Source organism: Aestuariirhabdus sp. LZHN29 (assembly GCF_049985285.1).
Taxonomy (GTDB): Bacteria; Pseudomonadota; Gammaproteobacteria; order Pseudomonadales; family Aestuariirhabdaceae; genus Aestuariirhabdus.
In genome coordinates this window covers 911,769-933,003 of the sequence record NZ_JBNIEU010000002.1, presented here as the reverse complement: position 1 = coordinate 933,003, position 21,235 = coordinate 911,769, and the positions used below count along the sequence as shown (strand labels likewise).

Genomic DNA, 21,235 nt, shown 5'->3' with positions numbered 1-21,235 from the left:
AGCCACTCCCATGGCGACCCCGTTAGGCCGAGCGCTTGGTTGAGCCCTGCGAGGCGAGGCGTAAATCGCCACTAGTCTATAAAGGCGTGACTAAGCTCTTCACTCAGCGTTACTTTAAGATCCCAAACTACGCTCATCGGGTTCTGTCCCTTATGTGAACGGTAGAAAATCGGCCCGCAATAATAAAAAGGTGCTCCTTTTCCGCCAATTAGTCTGTGCTTTCTTACAAATAGATGAACGTTACTATTGAGTAATGCGTGCTCAATAATAGCCTTCCCTTTGCTGCTACTGGGCGTAACGCTATTCTGGCTCTCCCAATGCAGTGTTTTGCTATCAATAAAATAGTCATGGAACTTTTGATTTTTGATCCTTCCTTGATTGTTTAGAGTAACGAACAAATACTGATCTGCGTGCCCTTTCGGGCGAACGTGTCCGTTTTGCCACAACCCCGTATTGAACTCTAAACCGAATAAACTGGGGATTTCCTCGCGCATGAAGCTACGGTGAATAAACAGGTCTACTGGATCGATCAGCGCCTTAAATCGAGCAAATGTATTCATCTCATCCGTTGCCATCATAGGTTCATAGGCCGGGTTTTGGGCTATTAACTGATAATGGCCGCCACCTACCTTGTTCACCTTTCTCAAGAGGTACTGATCATCCCCTGAGACATCACGGCGTTGAATCGCGACAGTCTGATTACTGATACTACCAGCACTATCAGAACTAATAGCCTCAAGCAAAAGATAGTCACCATCACGAATTGGATTCTTACCACCATTCATAGAGTCACCAGAAGCCCTCGCTACAAAGTGCCTCGCAGGATCCAAATGACCATAACTCTCCGGCAGTTGATACTGCTCAATTTCATCGATATCGTGAGCACTGGTTCTAAAAAAACCACATGCTATTTTCAGGTCGGTAAAATAAGGTATTGTTACCGTATTAGGCCGAAGAGGCACCACATCACATCCGCCTACACTTGTATCCTTCTCTTTTGACAAGCGGACCTCATAACTAAGGAAGCGATAATTCACTAGTTCCTGAGTCAATACATACAAAGGATCGAGGAGTTCAGAAACGACATTACCAGTGAAACTAAAATTGCCATCTTGTTGGGAAAAATAAAAAGGTCCTTTGGAGCGATTCCCACCTATCCAAGCGTTAATGGGGTTCTGTTTCCAGTAGGCCACCCACTTAGTCTGGTTTACTCCATCTAGATTAGTTAGTTCGGAATATATGTTGGGCAGATCAGGATTCAGAGTGGGCCGGCGTTTCAAAACATCGAAGCTTTTCCTGGCCAACAGCTCAACCGAGGGGGCCTCGGAGAAACCATTCATCTCCAAAAAAGCCTCTAAGAGTACCATTTTAAAGGATCGAGTAAGACTAGTCGTCTCTACCTCATACAAAAATTTCTCGTAGATAGCCAGCATCTCTACTTCAATTGATGACAGATCCCCTTCTTGTTTTACAAAGATAAACCACTGCCCATACTCCTTACGTATAGTTTCAACGGAACCTCCTGCTTGATAAAAAGCAGAAAGCGACGGGCGCCTACCTAAAGAATCCTTGAGTGAGCGATACAATTCGAGCTGATGCCCAGTTTTAGTAGATATTAAACTGCGCATAATATCGATAGCGCTAAGGTCGTAGTTCACAAAACAGCCCGCCGGTAACTCAAGAGTTTCTGACTCTGCTCTTTTTAGAAAGTCCTTACGCTCTCGATTACTAGCGCCAATTTTAAAAAGCGCCTCAGCCTTATTGAAAAAACTCTGGTGGTTACCAATAAAATCCAACACTACCAACTTTTCCTTCAAGGAATATCGGCGAAGCCCTCGACCGAGCTGTTGCAAAAAGACGATTTTTGATTCCGTTGGCCGCAACATCAAAACCGTATCGACTGAAGGGATGTCAACCCCTTCATTAAAAAGATCTACGGAAAATATTACAGAAACTCTTCCCGCTTCGAGCTGACTGATGGCATCATTTCTACGAACATCTGAGCCACTATGTACCGATAACGATTTAACTCCATTTCGATTGAAGTGATGCGCCATGAAGTCAGCGTGTTTCTGCGATATACAAAATGCCAAGGTTTTTGATTGATGACGCGAACTCCACTCTTTAAGGGCATGATTTGCACGAGCTAGCGTGGCTAATTGGTTAACCAATTGATTAGGGTCGAAACGACTATTGCGCCAACTGATCTCTTGATAATCAACCGTTTCATCCCCAATCCCATAGTATTCAAATGGAGAAAGAGTCTGACTCTCAATACCGTCAAATAGATCACAACAAAACACCAAATTATTATCACACAGAGATAATATATCGGACTGATCGGTCCTCTCCGGCGTAGCAGTCAAACCCAGCATAAATCTCGGTTGGAAGTGTGCAAGTAACCGCAGATAAGTTCTCGCCGCCGCATGGTGAAACTCATCAACAACGATATAATCAAAATGATTGCTAGGAAATTGATCCAGATGAGTTTGCCTACCAAGGGTTTGAACACTGGCAAACAGCATATCTACGTTCACTTCTTTGTACTGACCGCTATAGCGCCCTACTTTCACGTCACTGTGAATACGAATAAAGGTTGCTTCAGCTTGCAGCAAAATTTCTTCTCGATGCGCTACGAACAGCACACGCTTGGCATTCATTGCCTTGCTGTCAAAGGCGGCTAACCATGTTTTACCCATCCCGGTTGCCATGACCACTAAGCCCCGCTGGTAGCCAGCTTCTCGGGTTTCAGCAAGATTATCGAGAGCCTCCTGTTGAGCATCATTTGGAGTAACCAATTCCGGCACTTCATCGCTTCCCGGAGCGAACTGTCCGTTACGTCCAGCGGGAGGCGAATAACGTCGCTGGTAGTCTTCCACCCATAATTGTGTCAGAGGTACAGTTTCATTCTGTTGAAAGATAGCATCGAAGCCCTCGCATATCTCTCGAAAGCGACGAGGGTTTTCTGCTTGATCTACTCGGAGATTCCATTCAAGTCCCTGCTGCAGAGCTGATCGTGTAATATTACTCGAACCAACAAAGGCACAAGCTCCACAATCCTCTGGGTAGATGAAAATATAAGCTTTCATATGAAAGCTCGTACTGTTTTTGCTTTCAAAGACTCTGACGTCGGCCCCTTGCTCACCTAATAGCAAAAGCGTGTGCAGCGCCTCGGGGTCTGTGATGTAAAGATAATCGCCAGTCAAGATTCGCACCGAGACCTTTTTGTCTAAGGCATCCAGCAGCGGTTCCATTAACAGAGACAGCCCCGTCTGACGGATAAAAGCCACCGTGATATCTATTTTCTGCGCTCTGTTAATCGCCTCCACCAAATTTGGCAAAAAGTGGTCATCGCCACCGGTGGATAGATACTTATCAAACACCGTCATAGAGCCTCATCACATTTTCTGACTAACCCATTAATCCAATACTGGTTGGCACCGCGAAGCGGCTTTTCCTCTTCCCATACATCTATTACAGTTAGCTCTGAAAACCGTGCAATCAGATTTTTTGCTTTCGTCAATGTGTAATCATTGAAAAAGCGACCTCTACTATCAACACGTGGAGATACACCTGATTTGAACGAAAAGTAAAACACTCCTCGACTCCTAAGCGCATCCACGCACCGACTAAAAACACTATAAATTTGATGCTCCGGGCAATGTAATAGACTGGCACACGCCCAAATTCCATCGAAGCACGCTTTGCCTGAAAGTTCCTGGTAGTTTGACACCTGAACGTGGCACCCCAAATAATTCTGCGCCAATTTTGCCAAGGGTTCAGAGGCATCCATAGGGACGACATCAAACCCCCGGTCCAAGAAAAATTTGCTATCTCTTCCAGACCCGCATCCAAGATCGAGAATTCGGCCCGATGGTGACACCTCCGCGAGAAAACGATCTCGCAGCACGGACATATCATTGTTCAACGTTTCATCGAAGTAGGCTTGAGGATGATCATCGTAATATGAAACTGTCTGCAAAGCTGAGTACTCAGCTTCAAGTGCATGGATAACCGGGAGGTCCGCAGGAGCCCATTCTAATTCTCGCAAACGGGTGATGGGCAGCCAGCAGATTTCGTCGTGATCCCTTAGGGTGAAAGAGCCACTAACTAACTGAACCTTATATGCCAATAATAAAATACTAACATCTCCATAGTCATGCCTGCTGTCGGTAACAAAATCGCCGACTACGACCTCAACCCCAAACTCCTCAAAAAGTTCTCTTGCTAAACACTCTTCTTCAGTTTCACCCTGCTCCAGCTTTCCACCGGGAAACTCCCAAAACCCGGCCAAATGTTTACCATTAGCTCTGCGAGCGGCCATAATCATATCGTCGCACTCAAATACTGCAGCCGTAACCTTAATCAAAACAGTTCCTCGCCTCGCTGAGACATCATATTCGCACCAACGGGCACGATGTAATGGGATCTACACTCTCAAATCCAGAATCCTCTGTACAGCCTGTACAAACCCACAGGTACAGTTTGTTGACACATGTCAGCAGGCAGCGATTATCGAACTCCGCAAAAGCGACTCTTGTAAACCACCCCCAGCGACATACACTAGGGTCACTTACCTTTACTGCGTAGCCACCCCCGTATGACCACCCCCAAAAAATCCCTCTCCATTCTGCTGCAGCTGTGGCAGTTCGTTACCCCCTACCGGGGCACGCTGGTGGGGGCGGCGGTGGCGTTGATCCTCACCGCCGGGGTGACGCTGTCGATCGGACAGGGGGTGAAGCTGCTGATCGATGAGGGGTTTGTGGCCCAGTCCCATGGGGCGCTGCGGCAGGCGGTGTTCTTTATTATCGGGCTGTCGCTGCTGATGGCGGTGGGTACCTTTACCCGTTTCTATCTGGTCTCCTGGCTGGGGGAACGGGTGAGCGCCGACCTGCGCAAGGCGGTGTTTAACCATGTGGTGTCCCTGCACCCCAGCTTTTTCGAGTCCAACCGCAGTGGCGAGATTATGTCGCGGCTGACTACCGACACCACCTTGCTGCAGACCATCATCGGCTCCTCCTTTTCGATGGCGCTGCGAAGCTGCCTCACCTTTGTGGGGGCGCTGATCCTGCTACTGGTGACCAACCTCAAGCTGAGCCTGATGGTGCTGGTGTGCGTGCCGCTGGTGTTGCTGCCGGTGCTGCTTTACGGGCGGCGGGTGCGCAGGCTCTCCAAACGCAGCCAGGATTCCATCGCCGATGTGGGCAGCTACGCCGGCGAGATTATTCAGCACATCAAGACCGTGCAGAGCTACACACGGGAAGAGCATGAGCGAGGAGCCTTCGGCAAGGAGGTGGAGGCCGCCTTTGTGATCGCCCGTCAGCGGGTGCGGCAGCGGGCGCTGCTGATTGCGGTGGTGATCCTGATGGTGTTTGGCGCTATTACCGGAATGCTCTGGGTGGGGGGCAATGACATGCTGGCCGGGCGCATGAGCGGCGGCGAGCTGGGAGCTTTCGTGTTCTACGCCATTATGATGGCGATGGCGGTGGCCACCCTCTCCGAGGTGTACGGCGAGCTGCAACGGGCCGCCGGGGCCACCGAACGCCTGATCGGCCTGCTCAACGTGACCGCGCTGATCCCCCCGGCCAGCGATGTCCCGGCTACCGACGACCTCGCCCCCGGGGGCGATGGCCCGATCCTGGCGCTGGAGGCGCTGAGTTTTCACTACCCCTCCCGAGCGGACGCCGCCGCCCTTAGCGATTTGGCGCTGCGGGTAAAGGAGGGTCAAAGTCTGGCGCTGGTTGGCCCCTCGGGGGCGGGCAAATCGACCCTGTTCGAACTGCTACAACGGTTTTACGACCCGCAACAGGGCTGCATTCGCCTCAGGGGGGTGGATATCCGTGAGCTGGATACCGGCTGGCTGCGCGAGCAGATAGCAGTGGTGCCGCAACAGCCGGCGCTGTTTACCGCCGATGTCTGGTACAACATCCGTTACGGCAAGCCCGACGCCAGCGACGAGGAGGTGATCGCCGCCGCCCAGGCCGCCCACGCCCACGAGTTTATCAGCGCCCTGCCCGACGGCTACGCCAGCCATTTGGGGGAACAGGGCACCCGGCTTTCCGGCGGGCAGAAGCAGCGTCTGGCGATCGCCCGTGCGATCCTCAAGGACCCCAGAATCCTGCTGCTGGACGAAGCCACCAGTGCGCTGGATGCCGAGAGCGAGCACCATGTGCAGCAAGCGCTGGAAGCGCTGATGAAAAACCGAACCACCCTCATTATTGCCCACCGCCTGGCCACCATCCTCCACGCCGATACCATCGTAGTGATGGATCAGGGACGCGTAGTCGCCCAGGGCACCCATCGGGAGTTGTTGCTAAGTTCACCGCTCTATCGACGGCTGGCGGAGTTGCAATTCAAGGAGCCCGAGGTGCCCACCCGGGAGCAATAGCCGTCGCAACGACCGGTTGGCGAAGGACGCTTGTGCCTATAAACCTGCCCCCCTGTTTCAGCGACAAGCAACATGGCTAGAATGCGATAAGGCCCAAAGGGGTGAGACAAGGAGGTCGAACCGGGTCGCGGGGACAGGAGTCCCCTCGAGCCGCCCGCATTCTAGCCTTGCTGCGCAGTGCAGCCGAAGGCCACTGAAATGGGGCACGTTTTCTTTGCTTCGGTTTCTTTGTCGTGCGACAAAGAAATGAAGTCGCCCTCAAGAGCGAAACCTTGTGTGCACAAGGTACCCTCAATCAGAACAAACGCCGGCAGATCAGGCCTACGAACCCGGCTCTACACACCCGGCCAGCAAGGATTGCAACTTCCCTAGCCCCATCTCCCGCGCTTTTTCGATATTGGTGTCGGGGATCGAGTCGGGGTCAGGATGGTTGGCCAGCACCCGCGTCAGGCTGGCTTCGCGGATCAGGTGCAACATGGGATACGGGGAGCGGTTGGTGTAGTTGGCCGGGTCATCCGGGGGGCAACCGGCGAAGCGATAGTCAGGGTGAAAGGTTGCCAGCTGGTAGATCCCCTCGTAGCCCTGCTCCCGCAGCAGTTCGGTGGCGATGTCCACCAACACCAGAAAGTCGTCAAAGTCCTGCAGGCTATCGTTAAAAATCAGCAGGGTGGTTTCGATCTCGGGCTCTTCATCCAGGCGCTGGCACTCGTTGAGCATCGACAGCAGGGCGGTATCCGCATCGGATTCCATGACCCGGTAGTGGATACGCTCCTGCATAAATTCGCGCTTGGCGAAGGGACAGAAGTTAAGCCCTACCACCACCCGCTCAACCCAGTTACTGGTGATGCGGGCGGCCGGGTGAAGCTCGGATGCAGTGTGAGAGACCGACTCTGAGGTGGACATAGGGGGTTCCTGTAAGGCTCGCCGAAAAATTAAAAAGCGAGTGTACCCCTTCCTTGCGGCTATAGCACCGTGGGTTGACGACCGGTGCCCCAAAAACGATCAGCCGACCCAGTTCCGAGCCCCCGGTTACAAACTGGTCGCGACAACAAAGTTCGTGCAGGGTAAACGAACCCTCAAAGACGCGACCGGCCCCACCCGAAAACGGATACCCAGCGCCATGGCCATAGGCGGCTGACCTCGGGTCAAACCGATAGGCTACCCCATAGCGGATTGCCAGACACCCTAAGCGCTCTGCTCGACGTTGCCCAGCCTGTGCGCCAGCATCCCCTGCTCGATAATAAAGTCGATGATCGACTGCAACCCCTGTCCCGACTTGAGATTGCTGAACACGAAGGGGCGCTCACCGCGCATCTTTTTCGCGTCTCGGTCCATCACATCCAGGTCGGCGCCCACCAGGGGTGCGAGATCAGTTTTGTTGATGATGAGCAGATCCGACTTGGTGATACCGGGGCCGCCCTTACGGGGGATCTTGTCGCCGGCGGAGACATCGATCACATAGAGCGTGAGGTCTGACAGCTCGGGGCTGAAGGTGGCGCTCAGGTTGTCACCGCCGCTTTCCACCAGTACCAGCTCTAGTCCGGGATGGCGCGCTTGCAGCTCGTCGATGGCGGCCAGGTTCATGGAGGCATCCTCGCGAATCGCGGTGTGGGGACAACCGCCGGTCTCCACCCCCATGATGCGGTCAGCTTCCAGTGCTTCGTGGCGCAGCAGAAACTGGGCATCCTCGCGGGTGTAGATATCGTTGGTCACCACCGCCAGGTTGTAGTGATCACGCAGCACCTGACACAACTCTTTTAGCAGCGCGGTTTTCCCGGACCCTACCGGTCCACCGACCCCGACCCGTAAACACTGTTGACTCATGGCATAACTCCTTCTGTTTGTTCGTTTGGCGTTTTATCTGTTGGGCTAGCTGCGAAACAGCCGGGAATACTGGGTTTCATGGTGGGCGCTGGCGATGGCGAAACCGGGCAGCGTGCCACCCATCGCCTCATCGTCCAGGAGCAGGGCGCGCTCGCAGGTCAGGGCGATCGTGGGCATCAGGCGTTGCAGCAGTAACTGTGCGGCGGTCTGCCCCAGGGGGACGGTTTTGCAGGCCACCGCTACCTGATTCTCCAGCCAGCTCCAACAAAACCCCTGCAATGCCTCGGACTCGCTGATGCCGTAATGGCAGGCGGCGATCGCAAACAGCGTGCAGTAAGCGGGCTCCTCGGGTAGCGGCCGCGCGGGGGGCAGCACCTCAAGGGAGCGCAGCAAGCGGGTAAGGGTTCCCCCCAGCTGCAACTCCTCCTGCAACAGTTCACGGGTTTCGCGGTTGGCCAGCAGCCACTGGTTCCAGTGCGCCAGGGCGGCTTGATCGCCGGCTTTCCAGGCGCGCATCTGGCGCAGGATAAGGGGCAGGTCAACCCGGCCTACCCCCTCCTCCATGACACCGTTCATCCAGGCTTCGAGGCTGCCCTCCTGCGTTAGCCAACCCCCGTCGATGGCGTACTCCAGCCCCTGGGAGTAGGCAAAGGCACCGATCGGTAGCGAGGGGCTCACCAACTGCAGCAGGTGCAGCAGCGGTGGCGTCATGGGGTGCCCTGCCCGAGCGAGTGGGAATGACAATGATCGTGGCCATGACCGTCATGGTGATGGCTGTGGTTGTCTCCCTGATGGGAGTTGGGCGCTTGTTGTACCTGCGCCTCCTGCGGTTCATCGTGCTGATGCTGATGCCCACCCAGATGGCCGTAAGCGCCATTTTCCGGATCGAAGGGTGCCTCTTCGGTGATCACCTCGAGACCGTGCAAGCGTACCAACTCCTCCAGCACATGGTCCGGCTGAAAACGCAGCCATCGCTCCCCCACTTGCAGCGGCACATGACGGTTGCCCAGGTGATAACAGGCCTTGGAGAATGCCAGCCAGTCATCGCAGCGGGCGGTGACCAGGGTTTCCCGCTGGCTGCGAACCCGAATCAGCTGGCCGCACTCGGTCTTTAACAGCTCGCCATCCTGCAGCACCTGGCCCCGCTCGATAAAAACACCGACATCCTGCCCCCCGTCGGTGCGGGCGCGAAAACGCCCTTTGCAACGCAACTCGAAGGGCAAGCTGAGGGTATCGCTGGGGGTATCCTTCACCCCGGCGGCGGCAGGGGTTCCGACGACCGAAAGCGGGTTGGGCTGCAAGCGCTGGACAATCTTCAACATAGGCAGGGTCTCTCGTGGTGGCGCAGTGGGCGACTAAAACAGGAAGTAACGTTGGGCCATGGGCAGCTCGGTGGCGGGTTCACAGCTGAGCAGTTGGCCGTCGGCGCGCACCTCGTAGGTTTGCGGGTCGACCTCCATCTGCGGCTGATAGCTGTTGTGCACCATGTCCGCTTTGCCGACCTGACGCACCCCCTGGCAGGCGGCGAGGCGACGTTCCAGCTTGAGGGACGCCTCCAGACCGCGCTCCATAGCGGCGGCGGTCACGAAGGTGAGACTGGTGGCCGCGGCCGCCGCTGGCGATGAGCCGAACATGGGGCGGTAATGAACCGGCTGCGGGGTGGGAATGGAAGCATTGGGATCGCCCATGGGGGCGGCGGCGATAAACCCGCCCTTGATGATCAGCGAGGGCTTAATGCCAAAAAAGCGGGGCTTCCATAGCACCAGGTCAGCCAGTTTGCCCACCTCGATCGAACCCACCTCGTGGGCGATGCCGTGAGCCAGTGCCGGGTTGATCGTGTATTTGGCGATATAGCGCTTGGCGCGGTAGTTATCGGCACCTAGCTGCACATCCTCCGCCAGCAGGCCCCGCTGCACCTTCATCTTGTGGGCGGACTGCCAGGTGCGGATGATCACCTCCCCTACCCGCCCCATCGCCTGGGAATCGGAAGCGATCATGGAGAAGGCGCCCAGATCGTGAAGGATATCCTCGGCGGCGATGGTCTCCTTGCGGATACGTGAGTCGGCGAAGGCTACATCCTCGGGGATGTTGGGGTCGAGATGATGACACACCATCAGCATATCGAGGTGTTCATCCACGGTGTTATGGGTATAGGGCCGGGTCGGGTTAGTGGAGGATGGCAACACATTGGGCAGTCCGCAGGCCTTGATGATATCCGGCGCGTGGCCTCCGCCCGCCCCCTCGGTGTGGTAGGTGTGGATCGAACGCCCCTTGAAGGCCGCAATGGTATCTTCGACGAAACCCGACTCGTTGAGGGTGTCGGTGTGAATCGCCACCTGAACATCGAAACGATCGGCTACGCTGAGGCAGTTGTCGATTGAGGCCGGGGTAGTGCCCCAATCTTCGTGCAGTTTTAGCCCCATGGTGCCGGCGAGCAACTGCTCCTCCAGTGCGGCGGGCAGGCTGGCGTTACCCTTGCCAAGAAAACCAAAGTTCATCGGCAGGTGATCGGTGCCTTGCAGCATCTTGCCGATATTCCAGGGCCCGGGCGTGCAGGTGGTGGCGTTGGTGCCGGTGGAGGGACCGGTGCCACCGCCGAGCATGGTGGTCACGCCTGACATCAGGGCTTCGTCGATCTGTTGCGGGCAGATAAAGTGAATATGAGAGTCTATCGCACCGGCGGTCAGGATCTGGCCTTCGCCGGCGATCACATCGGTGCCGGGACCTACCTCGATGGTTACCCCTTGCTGGGTGTCGGGATTACCCGCCTTACCGATGGCGACGATGCGTCCATCCTTGATCCCCACATCGGCTTTGACGATCCCCCAGTGGTCGAGAATCAGGGCGTTGGTGATAAGGGTATCGACCACGGCGCTGGACAGCCCCTGACTCTGACCCATGCCATCGCGAATTACTTTACCGCCGCCAAATTTTACCTCGTCACCGTAGTGGGTGAAATCCTCTTCGACTTCGATCCACAGCTCGGTATCGGCCAGGCGCACCCGGTCGCCGCTGGTGGGGCCGTACATCTCGGCGTAGGCCTGTCGTGAAATCGTCGCCATCAGCTCTCTCCCTGCGGGTTAAGGTCACCCATTACATCACCGCGAAAACCAAAAATGCGCTGTTTACCTGCATAGCGCACCAGCTCTACGGTACGACTCTGGCCCGGTTCGAATCGCACCGCGGTACCGGCGGCGATATTGAGTCGAAAGCCGCGGCTGAGGTCGCGCTCAAAATCGAGGGCGGGGTTGGTCTCAAAAAAATGATAATGGGAACCTACCTGAATCGGACGATCGCCGCTGTTGGCCACCTTGAGGGTGCAGGTTTCACGCCCGGGGTTGAGTTCGATCTGCCCCGCTTTAATCTTCATTTCACCAGGATGCATCGGGTTCTCCCTGTGTGCTGTGCTTGAGTTAACCGCCGTTGCTAAAACGGTGGTGCTACTGAATCGGATCGTGGATGGTGACCAGCTTGGTGCCATCGGGGAAGGTGCCTTCCACCTGAATCTCGTCGATCATTTCGGGCACCCCCTCCATCAACTCGTCGCGGGTCAGGATGGTGCGGCCGTAACTCATCAGCTCTGCCACGGTCTTGCCATCGCGGGCACCTTCGAGGATCTCGGCGCTTATAAGGGCCACCGACTCCGGGTAGTTGAGCTTGACGCCACGGGCGCGGCGTCGTTCTGCCAACAGGGCGGCGGTAAATAGCATCAGTTTGTCTTTTTCGCGGGGCGTTAATTCCATAATGGTTCCGTTAACAATTGTTGTTGGCTAAGGGCTGAAGCGGACTGCGTGGCCAGGCTAGGTTAACCAGATACGCGGCAACTCTCCCTGGCGCTGTAATAAAACAGGGCGGATGCACTGCCAGGCCGCCGTAAAATAGTTACGAGCCGCTTCCATCTCATCCCCCAGATAGCGGATACAGAGAACATCACGACGGTAACTGATGGCGTAACGGGCATCGGTATCGCTGCTAATAAGCTCACGCAGCCTGTCGATCAACTGCAGCGGTTCTGCATCGAACCCACTGGCCCAGACACTGCCGGTGACGACGTTATCGCCGAGCCCCCAGGCTTGGCGGGCCAGTTCACTGCCCGCGTAGAGATCCTGCTTTTCCAGTAACAGCGGCTTACCATTACGATAGAGACTCACCTGCTGCAACATGCTGCCGCGCTCAAACCGCTCCTCGCTGGCAGGGCGGCCGAGACTGATCAGCTCCCAGCCGATAAAGCGAGCGTCGTCGGCAAGATCAATCCGGGTGTGGGTGCGCCCCAAGGCTCCATCGAACAGAATCGTCTCCTGGGGTAACCACTCCAAGGCGGCTCTCTGGGCGACGCGGGCTTCAACCCGTTGCTGCTGGGCGACACCATTGCTGTCGCCCTTGTAGATCTTACCCGCCGACGGTGTGGTGATAAGGGCGGCACTCTCCTGCCCCAGCTCTATATCGATCGCCAGCCGGTCGCCGCTCACCAGACCACCGGGAGGATGCAACAGATAGACATGGCAGCAATCGCCCTCGGGGTAAAAGGGCTTCTGCACCCGCAGGGGCCCCTTGTGCAGTAGATGGTGCAGCGCGGTACGCCCGCCGCGAAGGTCGAAACCCAGCTCCAGCGATGCCAGCCATTGGCGTTGCTGGCCAAAGCCAGGTTCAGGCGCCATCGCTTCAGGGGTGTCGCAACACAGGGGCGTAACGGCGTTCATCGGCGGGAGGCTCCCACTGGACAGCGGCGGCCTTGCAAGGAGTCAACCCTAACTACGATATGCAAACACTGCATGGATACTATTGCCTCGATCCTGTAACGGGGCCGTCAACCGGGTGCAGTGACGGACGATACAATTGGGTTTGCAAAGCACAGACCAGTTTTGTGATTCCCCCAAAAGCCTGAGCCTGCTTGAGGGGTAGAGTTGAGCAACACTCATCTGCCGCCAGTCTCCGCACCAAAGATGAGCACGCGCCCAAATGGCGCGCACCGTGAAGGTGCAAGGTAGCACCCTCCCACCGGACGCGGTTGCCCCGCACAACCCAAACCAAAAACCTGTGTCTGTATCTGTGTCTGCACCTATGCTCAGATCTATACGGTAAGGTACTGTTTCACCAGCTCCTCGCTGAGGCGACTCATCTCACCGGTGGCGACGTTACGGCCTCGCTCAAGGATGCAGAAGTCGTCGGCGACCTTATGAGCAAAGGGCAGCTTTTGCTCCACTAACAAGACCGTTAGGCCGATCTCCCGGTTGAGCTTGCGTATAATCTCGCCGATCTCCTGCACCACATTGGGCTGTATCCCCTCGGTGGGCTCATCCAGAATCAACAGCGAGGGATCAGTCACCAGCGCACGACCGATCGCCAACTGCTGTTGCTGGCCGCCGGAGAGGTCTCCACCACGGCGGTGCAGCATCTCCTTCAGTACCGGAAACAGTTCGAAGATATACCCGGGGATGCTGCGCGCCTTATCGCTCCGCGCGGGCAGACCGATCTGCAGGTTTTCCTCCACGCTCAACAGGGGGAATATCTGTCTCCCCTGGGGCACGTAACCGATCCCCAGCCTGGCACGGCGCTCCGCCGACTGGCCGAGCAGGTCATTACCGTTAAAGGCGATACCTCCCGATGCCACCGGCAGCAACCCCATAATCGCTTTCAACAGCGTGGTCTTGCCCACTCCGTTACGCCCCATCAGGCAGGTGCAACGGCCTTCGCTGACATTGAGGTCGAGATCCCACAGAATATGGCTCGCCCCGTAAAACTGATTGATACCCTGAACCTGTAACATCCCCTACTCCCCCAGATAGACTTCTTTAACACGGGGATCGGCTTGCACCTGATCCATCGTACCTTCGGCCAGTACACTGCCCTGGTGCAGCACCGTCACGGTACGGGCGATGGAGCGCACAAAATCCATATCGTGCTCCACCACCACTACCGAGTGCTTACCCTCCAACGACAGCAGCAGCTCGGCGGTGCGGTCCATCTCCTGATGGGTCATGCCGGCCACCGGCTCGTCAATCAAGAGCAGTTCGGGTTCCTGCATCAGCAGCATACCGATCTCCAGCCACTGTTTCTGGCCATGGGAGAGCGCGCCTGCGCGCTGTTGCGCGCTATCCTTGAGACCGATCTGCTGCAGGGTCGCCTCGATGCGATCGCGCTGTTCGGCACCAACACGGGCCCGAAACGTGGTCCACACCCGTTTGTCACCGGACATCGCCAGCTCCAGGTTTTCGAACACGCTGAGGGGTTCGAATACCGTGGGCTTCTGGAATTTTCGGCCCACCCCCGCCTCGGCAATTTGCGCCTCACTCAGTTGCAACAGATCGATACGACGCCCAAAAAAGGCACTGCCACTGTCGGGGCGAGTCTTGCCGGTGATGATATCCATCATCGTGGTTTTACCGGCACCATTGGGGCCGATAATACAGCGCAGTTCGCCGGGCTTGATGTAGAGATTAAGATCATTAATCGCCTTGAATCCATCAAAGCTGACGTTAAGCCCCTCGAGGTAGAGAATGGTATTTTTCGACAGGTCGAGGTTGCTGATCGCCGGCGGTATCAAAAAATCGAACACCTGGTCCCGGCGGGTGTAGTGACGAAAGGATTCGATCATGTTCATGCCTTGGCCTCCTTGCGCTTGAACAGCCCCACAATGCCATTGGGCAGGAACACCGTCACCAGTACGAAGATGGCACCGAGGGCGAACAGCCATACCTCGGGCATCGCCATGGTGAAATAGGATTTGGCATAGTTGATCAGCAGCGCACCCACTACCGCTCCATAGAGGGTTGCCCGACCACCGACCGCCACCCACACCACCGCTTCGATGGAGTTAAGCGGTGAAAACTCATTGGGGTTGATGATGCCCACCTGGGGTACGTAGAGCGCACCGGCCACCCCCGCCAGTGCCGCCGACAGAGTAAAGACCGCCAGCTTGACGCGCTCGACCCGGTAACCAATAAAACGCACCCGGTTTTCGCTATCACGGATCGCCACACAGACTCTGCCCAGGCGCGAGCGGGTCACGGCGCGACAGATCAGGTAGCCTGCGATCAACGCCAGGGACGAAGCGATAAACAGCATCAGGCGGGTCGTATCGGACTGCAGACTAAAACCCAGCAGCTCTTTGAAATCGGTAAGACCGTTGTTACCGCCAAACCCCATCTCGTTGCGATAAAACGCCAGTAGCAGCGCGTAGGTGAGCGCCTGGGTAATGATCGACAGATAGACCCCGGTGACCCGCGAACGAAACGCCAGCGCCCCGAACACGAAGGCCAGTAGACCCGGCACCAACAGCGCCATGATCATGGCAAAACCAAAGTTATCGAAGCCACTCCAGAACCAGGGCAACTCCTGCCAGTCGAGGAACACCATAAAATCGGGCAGATCGGGATTTCCGTATACCCCACGATCACCGATCTGGCGCATCAGGTACATCCCCATGGCGTAGCCACCGAGGGCAAAGAAGGCTCCATGACCGAGACTCAGGATTCCGAGGTAGCCCCAGGCCAGATCCAGTGCCACCGCCAACAGTGCGTAGCACAGGTATTTACCCAACAGGGTTACCGTGTAGGTGGGCACATGAAATGCACTCCCGGGAGGGGCAAACAGGTTTAACAGGGTTACCAGTGTCGTGATAAGCAGTAGCGAGCCAATCAGGATCTGGCCACCACGATCGTTCATAAACAGCTTGTCGAGTAGCATCGATTAGTTCTCCGCAGCCCGACCCTTCTGCGGAAAGAGTCCGCGGGGTCGCTTCTGGATAAAGAGGATGATAAAGATCAGCACCAGGATTTTGGCCAGTACAGCCCCGGACCAGGGCTCGAGTACCTTGTTACCGATACCTAGGAACAACCCCGCGACCAGCGTACCCCAGAGATTACCGACCCCGCCAAACACCACCACCATAAAGGAGTCGATGATGTAGGCCTGCCCCAGGTTGGGACCGACATTGGTAAGCTGGCTCAGGGCAACCCCTGCTACCCCGGCAACGCCGCTGCCGAGACCAAAGGTCATGGCATCGACCCACTGCGAACGCACCCCCATGGCACGAGCCATCTCACGGTTTTGCGACACAGCCCTGACCTGCAAACCGAGGCGGGTTTTCTTCAGCACCATAAAGAGTGCAGCAAACACCATCAGGCAGAAAATAATGATGTAGAGCCGGTTAAAGGTGAGGGAAAGCACACTGTTAATTTCCAGCGCACCACTCATCCAGGCCGGAGTCTCGACGCTTCGATTGAGTGGCGAAAAGATCGTTCGTACCGCTTGCTGCAAAATGAGGCTGATACCGAAGGTGGCGAGCAGAGTCTCCAACGGACGCCCATAAAGGAAACGAATAACGCCGCGCTCAATGGCGATACCCACCAGGCCCGAGACGATAAACGCGGCAGGTACCGCTACCAGTAACGAGTACTCGATATGATTGGGCATCAACTGTTGCACGACATAGGTGGTGTAGGCACCCAGCATGATGAGCTCGCCGTGGGCCATATTGATCACACCCATGACGCCAAAGGTGATGGCAAGCCCAATGGCCGCGAGCACCAGCACAGAGCCCAGACTAACCCCGAAATAGAGGGTCTCCATATGACCAAAAAGGTCGACCCGCTGCTGGATACGCTGCAGGCTATCTTCGATCGTGGCCTTTACCCTTTTATCGCTTTCGGTGCCCAATAATGCGGTCAGTCGATTGCGTACCTCGGGCTGCAAACTCTCGCCCAAAGCTTCGGCAGCGCCCATGCGCTGGCCGGGCGCATCACTTTCGAGAGCGGCCAGGGACAGCGCTACCGAGATCAATGCGGAGACCTCAGCATCGGTCTCTTTCTGCTGTCGCAGGGTTAAGAGCTCAACATGATCAACGCCCACCTCCGGCAGCAGCGCCTGCACCGATTGCAACCGTAATGCCGGCTCTGGGCTGGCCATCTGTAGCAGTGCTATCGCCGCCTTGAGCTGGTTACGCAGACGGTTGTTAATGGGGACTTTCTTGATCATTCTTTTGCTAACCGCTCCCAATGATTCCCCTGTGAGAAGGTCGGTTAGTAGATATTTTTTGTCGCTTCTTTCGACAAGAACCAGTGCTTTAGAGGGTTTATGCAGGTAAAGCGCTCCCTTTTGCATTGGAAGTAGAAGGCTAAGGGCGCGTGGATCTTCGCTAGCGATGATCAGTTCGATGGCACGAGGGTTTTGCTTGAGTTTACCCTGTTTAAGCAACTCAATGCCCTGCTCGAACTCGGTGGCCGCCTGAACCGATGAGCAAAATAGAACACCCAGGCAAAAGAGCAGACGGGAGAAAAGCGGTAACAGTCGCGCGCAATAATGAAAGGCAGGCATAGGGGTACGGTCCTTGGGCACGTTCTAATGACGCGCTATGGTGGCCCCTTGGGGCTCAGGATGCGTAAGCTTTGGAGTGAGGATGCGACGACAACGTCAGGGTTGTCGTCGCAGAACAGGATTAGAAGTTTTGGCCGGAGCACTTACCGGTTTTGACGTTGTAGTTACCGCAAGAAAGCGGTGCACGCCAGTCGGAGATGATGTCCTTGGAGCCGGAGAGGAAGTCGGACCAGGCATCACCCAGTACAGTGCCGTTGGTTTCCCACACGACCTGGAACTGACCATCTTCCTGAATCTCACCGATCAAAACGGGCTTGGTGATGTGGTGGTTAGGCGCCATGGTGGCATAACCGCCGGTCAGGTTGGGAACGCTAACACCGATAATCGCATCCTGCACTGCGGAGGGATCGGTAGTGCCGGCTTTCTCGACCGCTTGTACCCACATATTGAAACCGATGTAATGGGCTTCCATTGGGTCGTTGGTTACACGCTCATCATTTTTAATAAAGCCGTGCCAGTTTTCGATGAACTCAGCGTTAGTATCAGACTCGACGCTCATAAAGTAGTTCCAGGCAGCGAGGTGACCCACCAACGGCTTGGTGTCGATACCGGAAAGCTCCTCCTCACCCACCGAGAAAGCTACCACAGGAATATCTTCAGCAGAGATACCCTGATTGCCTAGCTCCTTGTAGAAAGGTACGTTGGCGTCACCATTGATAGTGGAAACCACTGCAGTTTTCTTGCCGGCACTGCCGAATTTCTTTACGTCTGCAACGATGCTCTGCCAGTCGGAATGACCGAAGGGAGTATAGTTGATCATGATGTCGCTTTCGGCAACACCGTTCGCCTTGAGGTAGGCTTCGAGGATTTTGTTGGTGGTACGCGGATAGACGTAATCGGTTCCTGCCAACACCCAGCGCTCAACACCCAGCTCATCTTTCAGGTAATCCACGGCGGGGATTGCTTGCTGGTTAGGCGCAGCACCGGTGTAAAAAACGTTTTTAGAGGATTCCTCACCTTCGTACTGTACCGGATAAAACATAATGCTATCGAGCTCTTCGATAACCGGCAGTACCGACTTGCGTGACACCGAGGTCCAGGCGCCAAAAATAACATCGACCTTTTCCTTCTCGATCAGTTCGCGGGCTTTCTCCGCGAATAGCGGCCAGTTCGAGGCGGGGTCGACAACGACCGCTTCGAGTTGCTTACCCAACACACCACCCTTGGCGTTCTGGTCTGCGATCAACATCTCCATCGTATCCTTCAGAGTGGTCTCACTGATCGCCATGGTGCCGGAGAGCGAATGCAGCACTCCGACTTTGATGGTTTCGGCAGCGATTGCCATACTGCTTCCGGCAACCATCACGCTGGTACCCAGCGCCAGCAATGTCTTCTTAAACGTGACTCGAGAGAATCCCATGATAACTCCTGTGCATCTATTTTCGGATTATTGGTTTTGTCGTATTACAACCCAACTGGTCAAACAGGTATTTGCAAAGGACAGACCAACATTACCAAAGCGCTCTAGCGCAAGGGTTTCGAGGCACTCCCGTGAAATATATCAAGATGAGAAATACTCATTGGCACCGAACTGGCGCAGGCTTTTTTAAGCCTGCCCCAAGAGGGCGCATCTTTTGTCAGGAATATAACAATGCACAAGAAAAATGCAGTTGATGGCGAAAACACTCGCTCATACGAGCCACCGGATTCAGATAATTCCCGTATCGAGCCCCACCGCCATCGCCATACCCAGCTCGCGACACTGCTCAAGAAACTGCGGGTCAAATTCCCCGCGACAGACCAGCGGCTCCTGCACCGCGCGCCAACGCAGGCCGGTGGTGATGGTCTCCACGGCTCGGCGCGTGCCGGTACCATCGTGACCGGCACGAATATAGAGGGCATAGGGCAACCCCTGTTTCAGCTCCAGGCAGGGGTAGTAGATACGATCAAAGAAATCCTTCAGGGCACCACTCATATAACCCAGGTTTTCGGTGGTCCCGAGGATAATGGCATCGGCAGCAAGAACATCCTCACAGGTGGCCTGCAACGGTGGAATCAGGGTCACCCGCACCGAAGGCGCCTCGGACTCCGCTCCAATCCGAACCGCCTGGGCCAGCGACAGGGTATTGGGCGAGGGTGTATGGGCGACGATTAACAGCTGTTTACTGGCCGACATGGATTACCTCCTGCTACTCAGTGTAGCTCGTTGACGCAAGCGCCCCCCCAACAGGTTGATCGCCAGGCCCGCCATAACCAGGGCGATCCCTGCCCATTGCAGTACGCTCAACTGCTCATCCAGCAATAGGTCTGCAAACAGGAGTCCCGCCACGGGAACCAGAAGCGTAAGAGGGGCCACCACTCCCGGCGAATAGCGGGTTAACAAGCCGCCCCAGACCCGATAACCAAACAGGGTCGCCACCGCGGCAAGGTAAACCAATACCAATACCGACTGCAGGCTGATGTTGAGCAGACTCTCTGTCACCAATGCCGGACCTTCGAGCCAGAGCGACAACAGCATAAAGGGTACGGGAGGAATCAGCGCACCCCACACCACCAACCCCATCAGGTTGACGCTGCCCATGGAGCCAATATGACGATTGATAATATTTCCCAAGCCCCAACTGGCGGCGGCAGCAATCGTGAGTAGAAAACCGATCAGTGTCATTGAGCTGCCACCCCCTCCCCCCTGCAGTGCCAGCATCAATAGTCCTGCCGATGCCACCAACAGGCACAGCCACTGCTCCGGCCGCGGTGGCTCACCCAGTAGCAACGCTGCAAACAGCAACGTAAACAAAACCTGAGCCTGCAGTACCAGCGACGCCAATCCTGCGGGCATTCCTAAATACATCCCCCCAAACAGCAACGCAAACTGACCAAAACTAATCGTCATGCCATAGGCAAACAACCATCGCAAGGGGAGCTTGGGGCGCGGTATAAACAGCAGGGCCGGAAAAGCCACGAGGGCGAAGCGCAGCGCCCCCAGTAACATTGGGGGCATGCCATCGAGTCCCCAGCGAATCACCACAAAATTGAAGCCCCACGCTACCACGACCATTAGCGCCAGCACCCAGTCTCGAAACACCATATTTTTAAACCGCCTTGTAGCCAGCTTGGGGCCAGGGACCTCCCCTGCCGTTGCCCGACGAAAGCCTTTTCCGTTGCCCGGTCAGGGTTGCCGCCATTAGTTGCTGCCATTGGTTGCCGCAATAGTAGCAGGGCGAGAACTCCACGGCAGTTTTTACAGCCTGGATGCACGGCATAAGCATCTACACGCTCAGAATAGGTACTACTCACACAGCATTTCGCACCATTACGTATAGTGCAAAAAGCCGCCTTCACGTCTAATAACCCCATCAGCAAAACGGACCAACCATCGGCAAATTGAACGCCAGGACCACTGTTTTGCAAGCGTATTATTTTACTGTTCTCCGATGGAGGGATTGATTATGTTAGGTGCTGTATTTGCTGCTACGTTCGCAGGCTTAGTTGGTGTCGAGGCGATGAATAACGAGCCCGTTGGATATTCTGACGAGTGCCGCCAGGTTGCGATCGATACCCGTAACGATTACACCAACAACAGCAACCATTACTACGGGCACGCTGCTGACGACGACGGTTGGGGCATGAAAGAGATCGCCTTTGAGGCGGAAGCCGCCAAACGCGCCTGCCACGCCGAAGGCCGCTAATTCAACAGAATGTAACGCCCAA

General features: G+C 55.8%; 19 protein-coding genes. 2 read left to right on the top strand and 17 right to left on the bottom strand.

From position 1 onward, the window contains the following. Positions 1–71: 71 nt before the first annotated feature. Together ACP3PW_RS11115 and ACP3PW_RS11110 are read right to left on the bottom strand one after the other, a co-directional pair. Entirely contained in the window at positions 72–3,389 is a 3,318-nt protein-coding gene (locus tag ACP3PW_RS11115; protein ID WP_426416762.1) for a DUF3427 domain-containing protein, read from the bottom strand. Continuing rightward, on the bottom strand, positions 3,386–4,369 hold the full coding sequence (locus ACP3PW_RS11110; protein WP_426416761.1) for an NUDIX domain-containing protein: 984 nt from the start codon (positions 4,367–4,369) through the stop codon (positions 3,386–3,388). The genes ACP3PW_RS11115 and ACP3PW_RS11110 overlap by 4 nt, the downstream gene beginning before the upstream one ends. A gap of 231 nt (positions 4,370–4,600) precedes the next feature. Here ACP3PW_RS11110 and ACP3PW_RS11105 point away from each other — a divergent pair, with 231 nt between their 5' ends. Further along, complete coding sequence (locus ACP3PW_RS11105) at positions 4,601–6,388, top strand: ABC transporter transmembrane domain-containing protein (RefSeq protein ID WP_426416760.1); 1,788 nt, start codon at positions 4,601–4,603, stop codon at positions 6,386–6,388. Positions 6,389–6,709: 321 nt separating this feature from the next. On the opposite strand, the gene ACP3PW_RS11100 is transcribed toward ACP3PW_RS11105, so the two are convergent. From ACP3PW_RS11100 to ACP3PW_RS11030, 15 genes are all read right to left on the bottom strand, one after another. Next, positions 6,710–7,291 (bottom strand): DUF1415 domain-containing protein, encoded by a 582-nt coding sequence (locus tag ACP3PW_RS11100; protein WP_426416759.1) that lies wholly within the window; start codon positions 7,289–7,291, stop codon positions 6,710–6,712. 282 nt (positions 7,292–7,573) lie between these two features. Continuing rightward, on the bottom strand, positions 7,574–8,212 hold the full coding sequence (ureG, locus tag ACP3PW_RS11095; protein ID WP_426416758.1) for an urease accessory protein UreG: 639 nt from the start codon (positions 8,210–8,212) through the stop codon (positions 7,574–7,576). Between the two features lie 45 nt (positions 8,213–8,257). After that, on the bottom strand, positions 8,258–8,923 hold the full coding sequence (locus ACP3PW_RS11090) for an urease accessory protein UreF (protein ID WP_426416757.1): 666 nt from the start codon (positions 8,921–8,923) through the stop codon (positions 8,258–8,260). Further along, on the bottom strand, positions 8,920–9,534 hold the full coding sequence (gene ureE / locus ACP3PW_RS11085) for an urease accessory protein UreE (protein WP_426416756.1): 615 nt from the start codon (positions 9,532–9,534) through the stop codon (positions 8,920–8,922). The genes ACP3PW_RS11090 and ureE overlap by 4 nt, the downstream gene beginning before the upstream one ends. Positions 9,535–9,567: 33 nt before the next feature. Further along, complete coding sequence (gene ureC, locus ACP3PW_RS11080; protein WP_426416755.1) at positions 9,568–11,274, bottom strand: urease subunit alpha; 1,707 nt, start codon at positions 11,272–11,274, stop codon at positions 9,568–9,570. Then, the gene (locus ACP3PW_RS11075; protein ID WP_426416754.1) at positions 11,274–11,597 is read right to left on the bottom strand and encodes an urease subunit beta; all 324 of its coding nucleotides are present in this window, start codon (positions 11,595–11,597) and stop codon (positions 11,274–11,276) included. Before ACP3PW_RS11075 ends, ureC begins: the two co-directional genes overlap by 1 nt. Positions 11,598–11,652: 55 nt before the next feature. Beyond that, positions 11,653–11,955 carry an urease subunit gamma gene (gene ureA, locus ACP3PW_RS11070; RefSeq protein WP_426416753.1) on the bottom strand — a complete coding sequence of 101 codons (303 nt, stop codon included), beginning with the start codon at positions 11,953–11,955 and terminating at the stop codon, positions 11,653–11,655. 57 nt (positions 11,956–12,012) lie between these two features. Beyond that, positions 12,013–12,912: an urease accessory protein UreD gene (locus ACP3PW_RS11065; protein ID WP_426416752.1), complete on the bottom strand. Its 900-nt coding sequence runs from the start codon at positions 12,910–12,912 to the stop codon at positions 12,013–12,015. A 371-nt stretch (positions 12,913–13,283) separates the two neighbouring features. Beyond that, the gene (gene urtE, locus ACP3PW_RS11060) at positions 13,284–13,979 is read right to left on the bottom strand and encodes an urea ABC transporter ATP-binding subunit UrtE (RefSeq protein ID WP_426416751.1); all 696 of its coding nucleotides are present in this window, start codon (positions 13,977–13,979) and stop codon (positions 13,284–13,286) included. A 3-nt stretch (positions 13,980–13,982) separates the two neighbouring features. Beyond that, on the bottom strand, positions 13,983–14,813 hold the full coding sequence (gene urtD / locus ACP3PW_RS11055) for an urea ABC transporter ATP-binding protein UrtD (protein ID WP_426416750.1): 831 nt from the start codon (positions 14,811–14,813) through the stop codon (positions 13,983–13,985). Continuing rightward, positions 14,810–15,898: an urea ABC transporter permease subunit UrtC gene (gene urtC / locus ACP3PW_RS11050; RefSeq protein ID WP_426416749.1), complete on the bottom strand. Its 1,089-nt coding sequence runs from the start codon at positions 15,896–15,898 to the stop codon at positions 14,810–14,812. Before urtC ends, urtD begins: the two co-directional genes overlap by 4 nt. A gap of 3 nt (positions 15,899–15,901) precedes the next feature. Next, positions 15,902–17,527: an urea ABC transporter permease subunit UrtB gene (urtB, locus tag ACP3PW_RS11045; RefSeq protein ID WP_426416748.1), complete on the bottom strand. Its 1,626-nt coding sequence runs from the start codon at positions 17,525–17,527 to the stop codon at positions 15,902–15,904. Positions 17,528–17,648: 121 nt separating this feature from the next. Beyond that, positions 17,649–18,890, bottom strand: coding sequence for an urea ABC transporter substrate-binding protein (urtA, locus tag ACP3PW_RS11040; RefSeq protein ID WP_426417039.1), 1,242 nt, complete (start codon positions 18,888–18,890; stop codon positions 17,649–17,651). Positions 18,891–19,235: 345 nt separating this feature from the next. Next, positions 19,236–19,703: a flavodoxin family protein gene (locus ACP3PW_RS11035; RefSeq protein WP_426416747.1), complete on the bottom strand. Its 468-nt coding sequence runs from the start codon at positions 19,701–19,703 to the stop codon at positions 19,236–19,238. Between the two features lie 3 nt (positions 19,704–19,706). Continuing rightward, the gene (locus tag ACP3PW_RS11030; protein WP_426416746.1) at positions 19,707–20,612 is read right to left on the bottom strand and encodes an EamA family transporter; all 906 of its coding nucleotides are present in this window, start codon (positions 20,610–20,612) and stop codon (positions 19,707–19,709) included. Between the two features lie 361 nt (positions 20,613–20,973). Between ACP3PW_RS11030 and ACP3PW_RS11025 the strand changes: the two genes are divergently transcribed. Then, entirely contained in the window at positions 20,974–21,213 is a 240-nt protein-coding gene (locus ACP3PW_RS11025) for a hypothetical protein (protein WP_426416745.1), read from the top strand. Positions 21,214–21,235 lie beyond the last annotated feature (22 nt).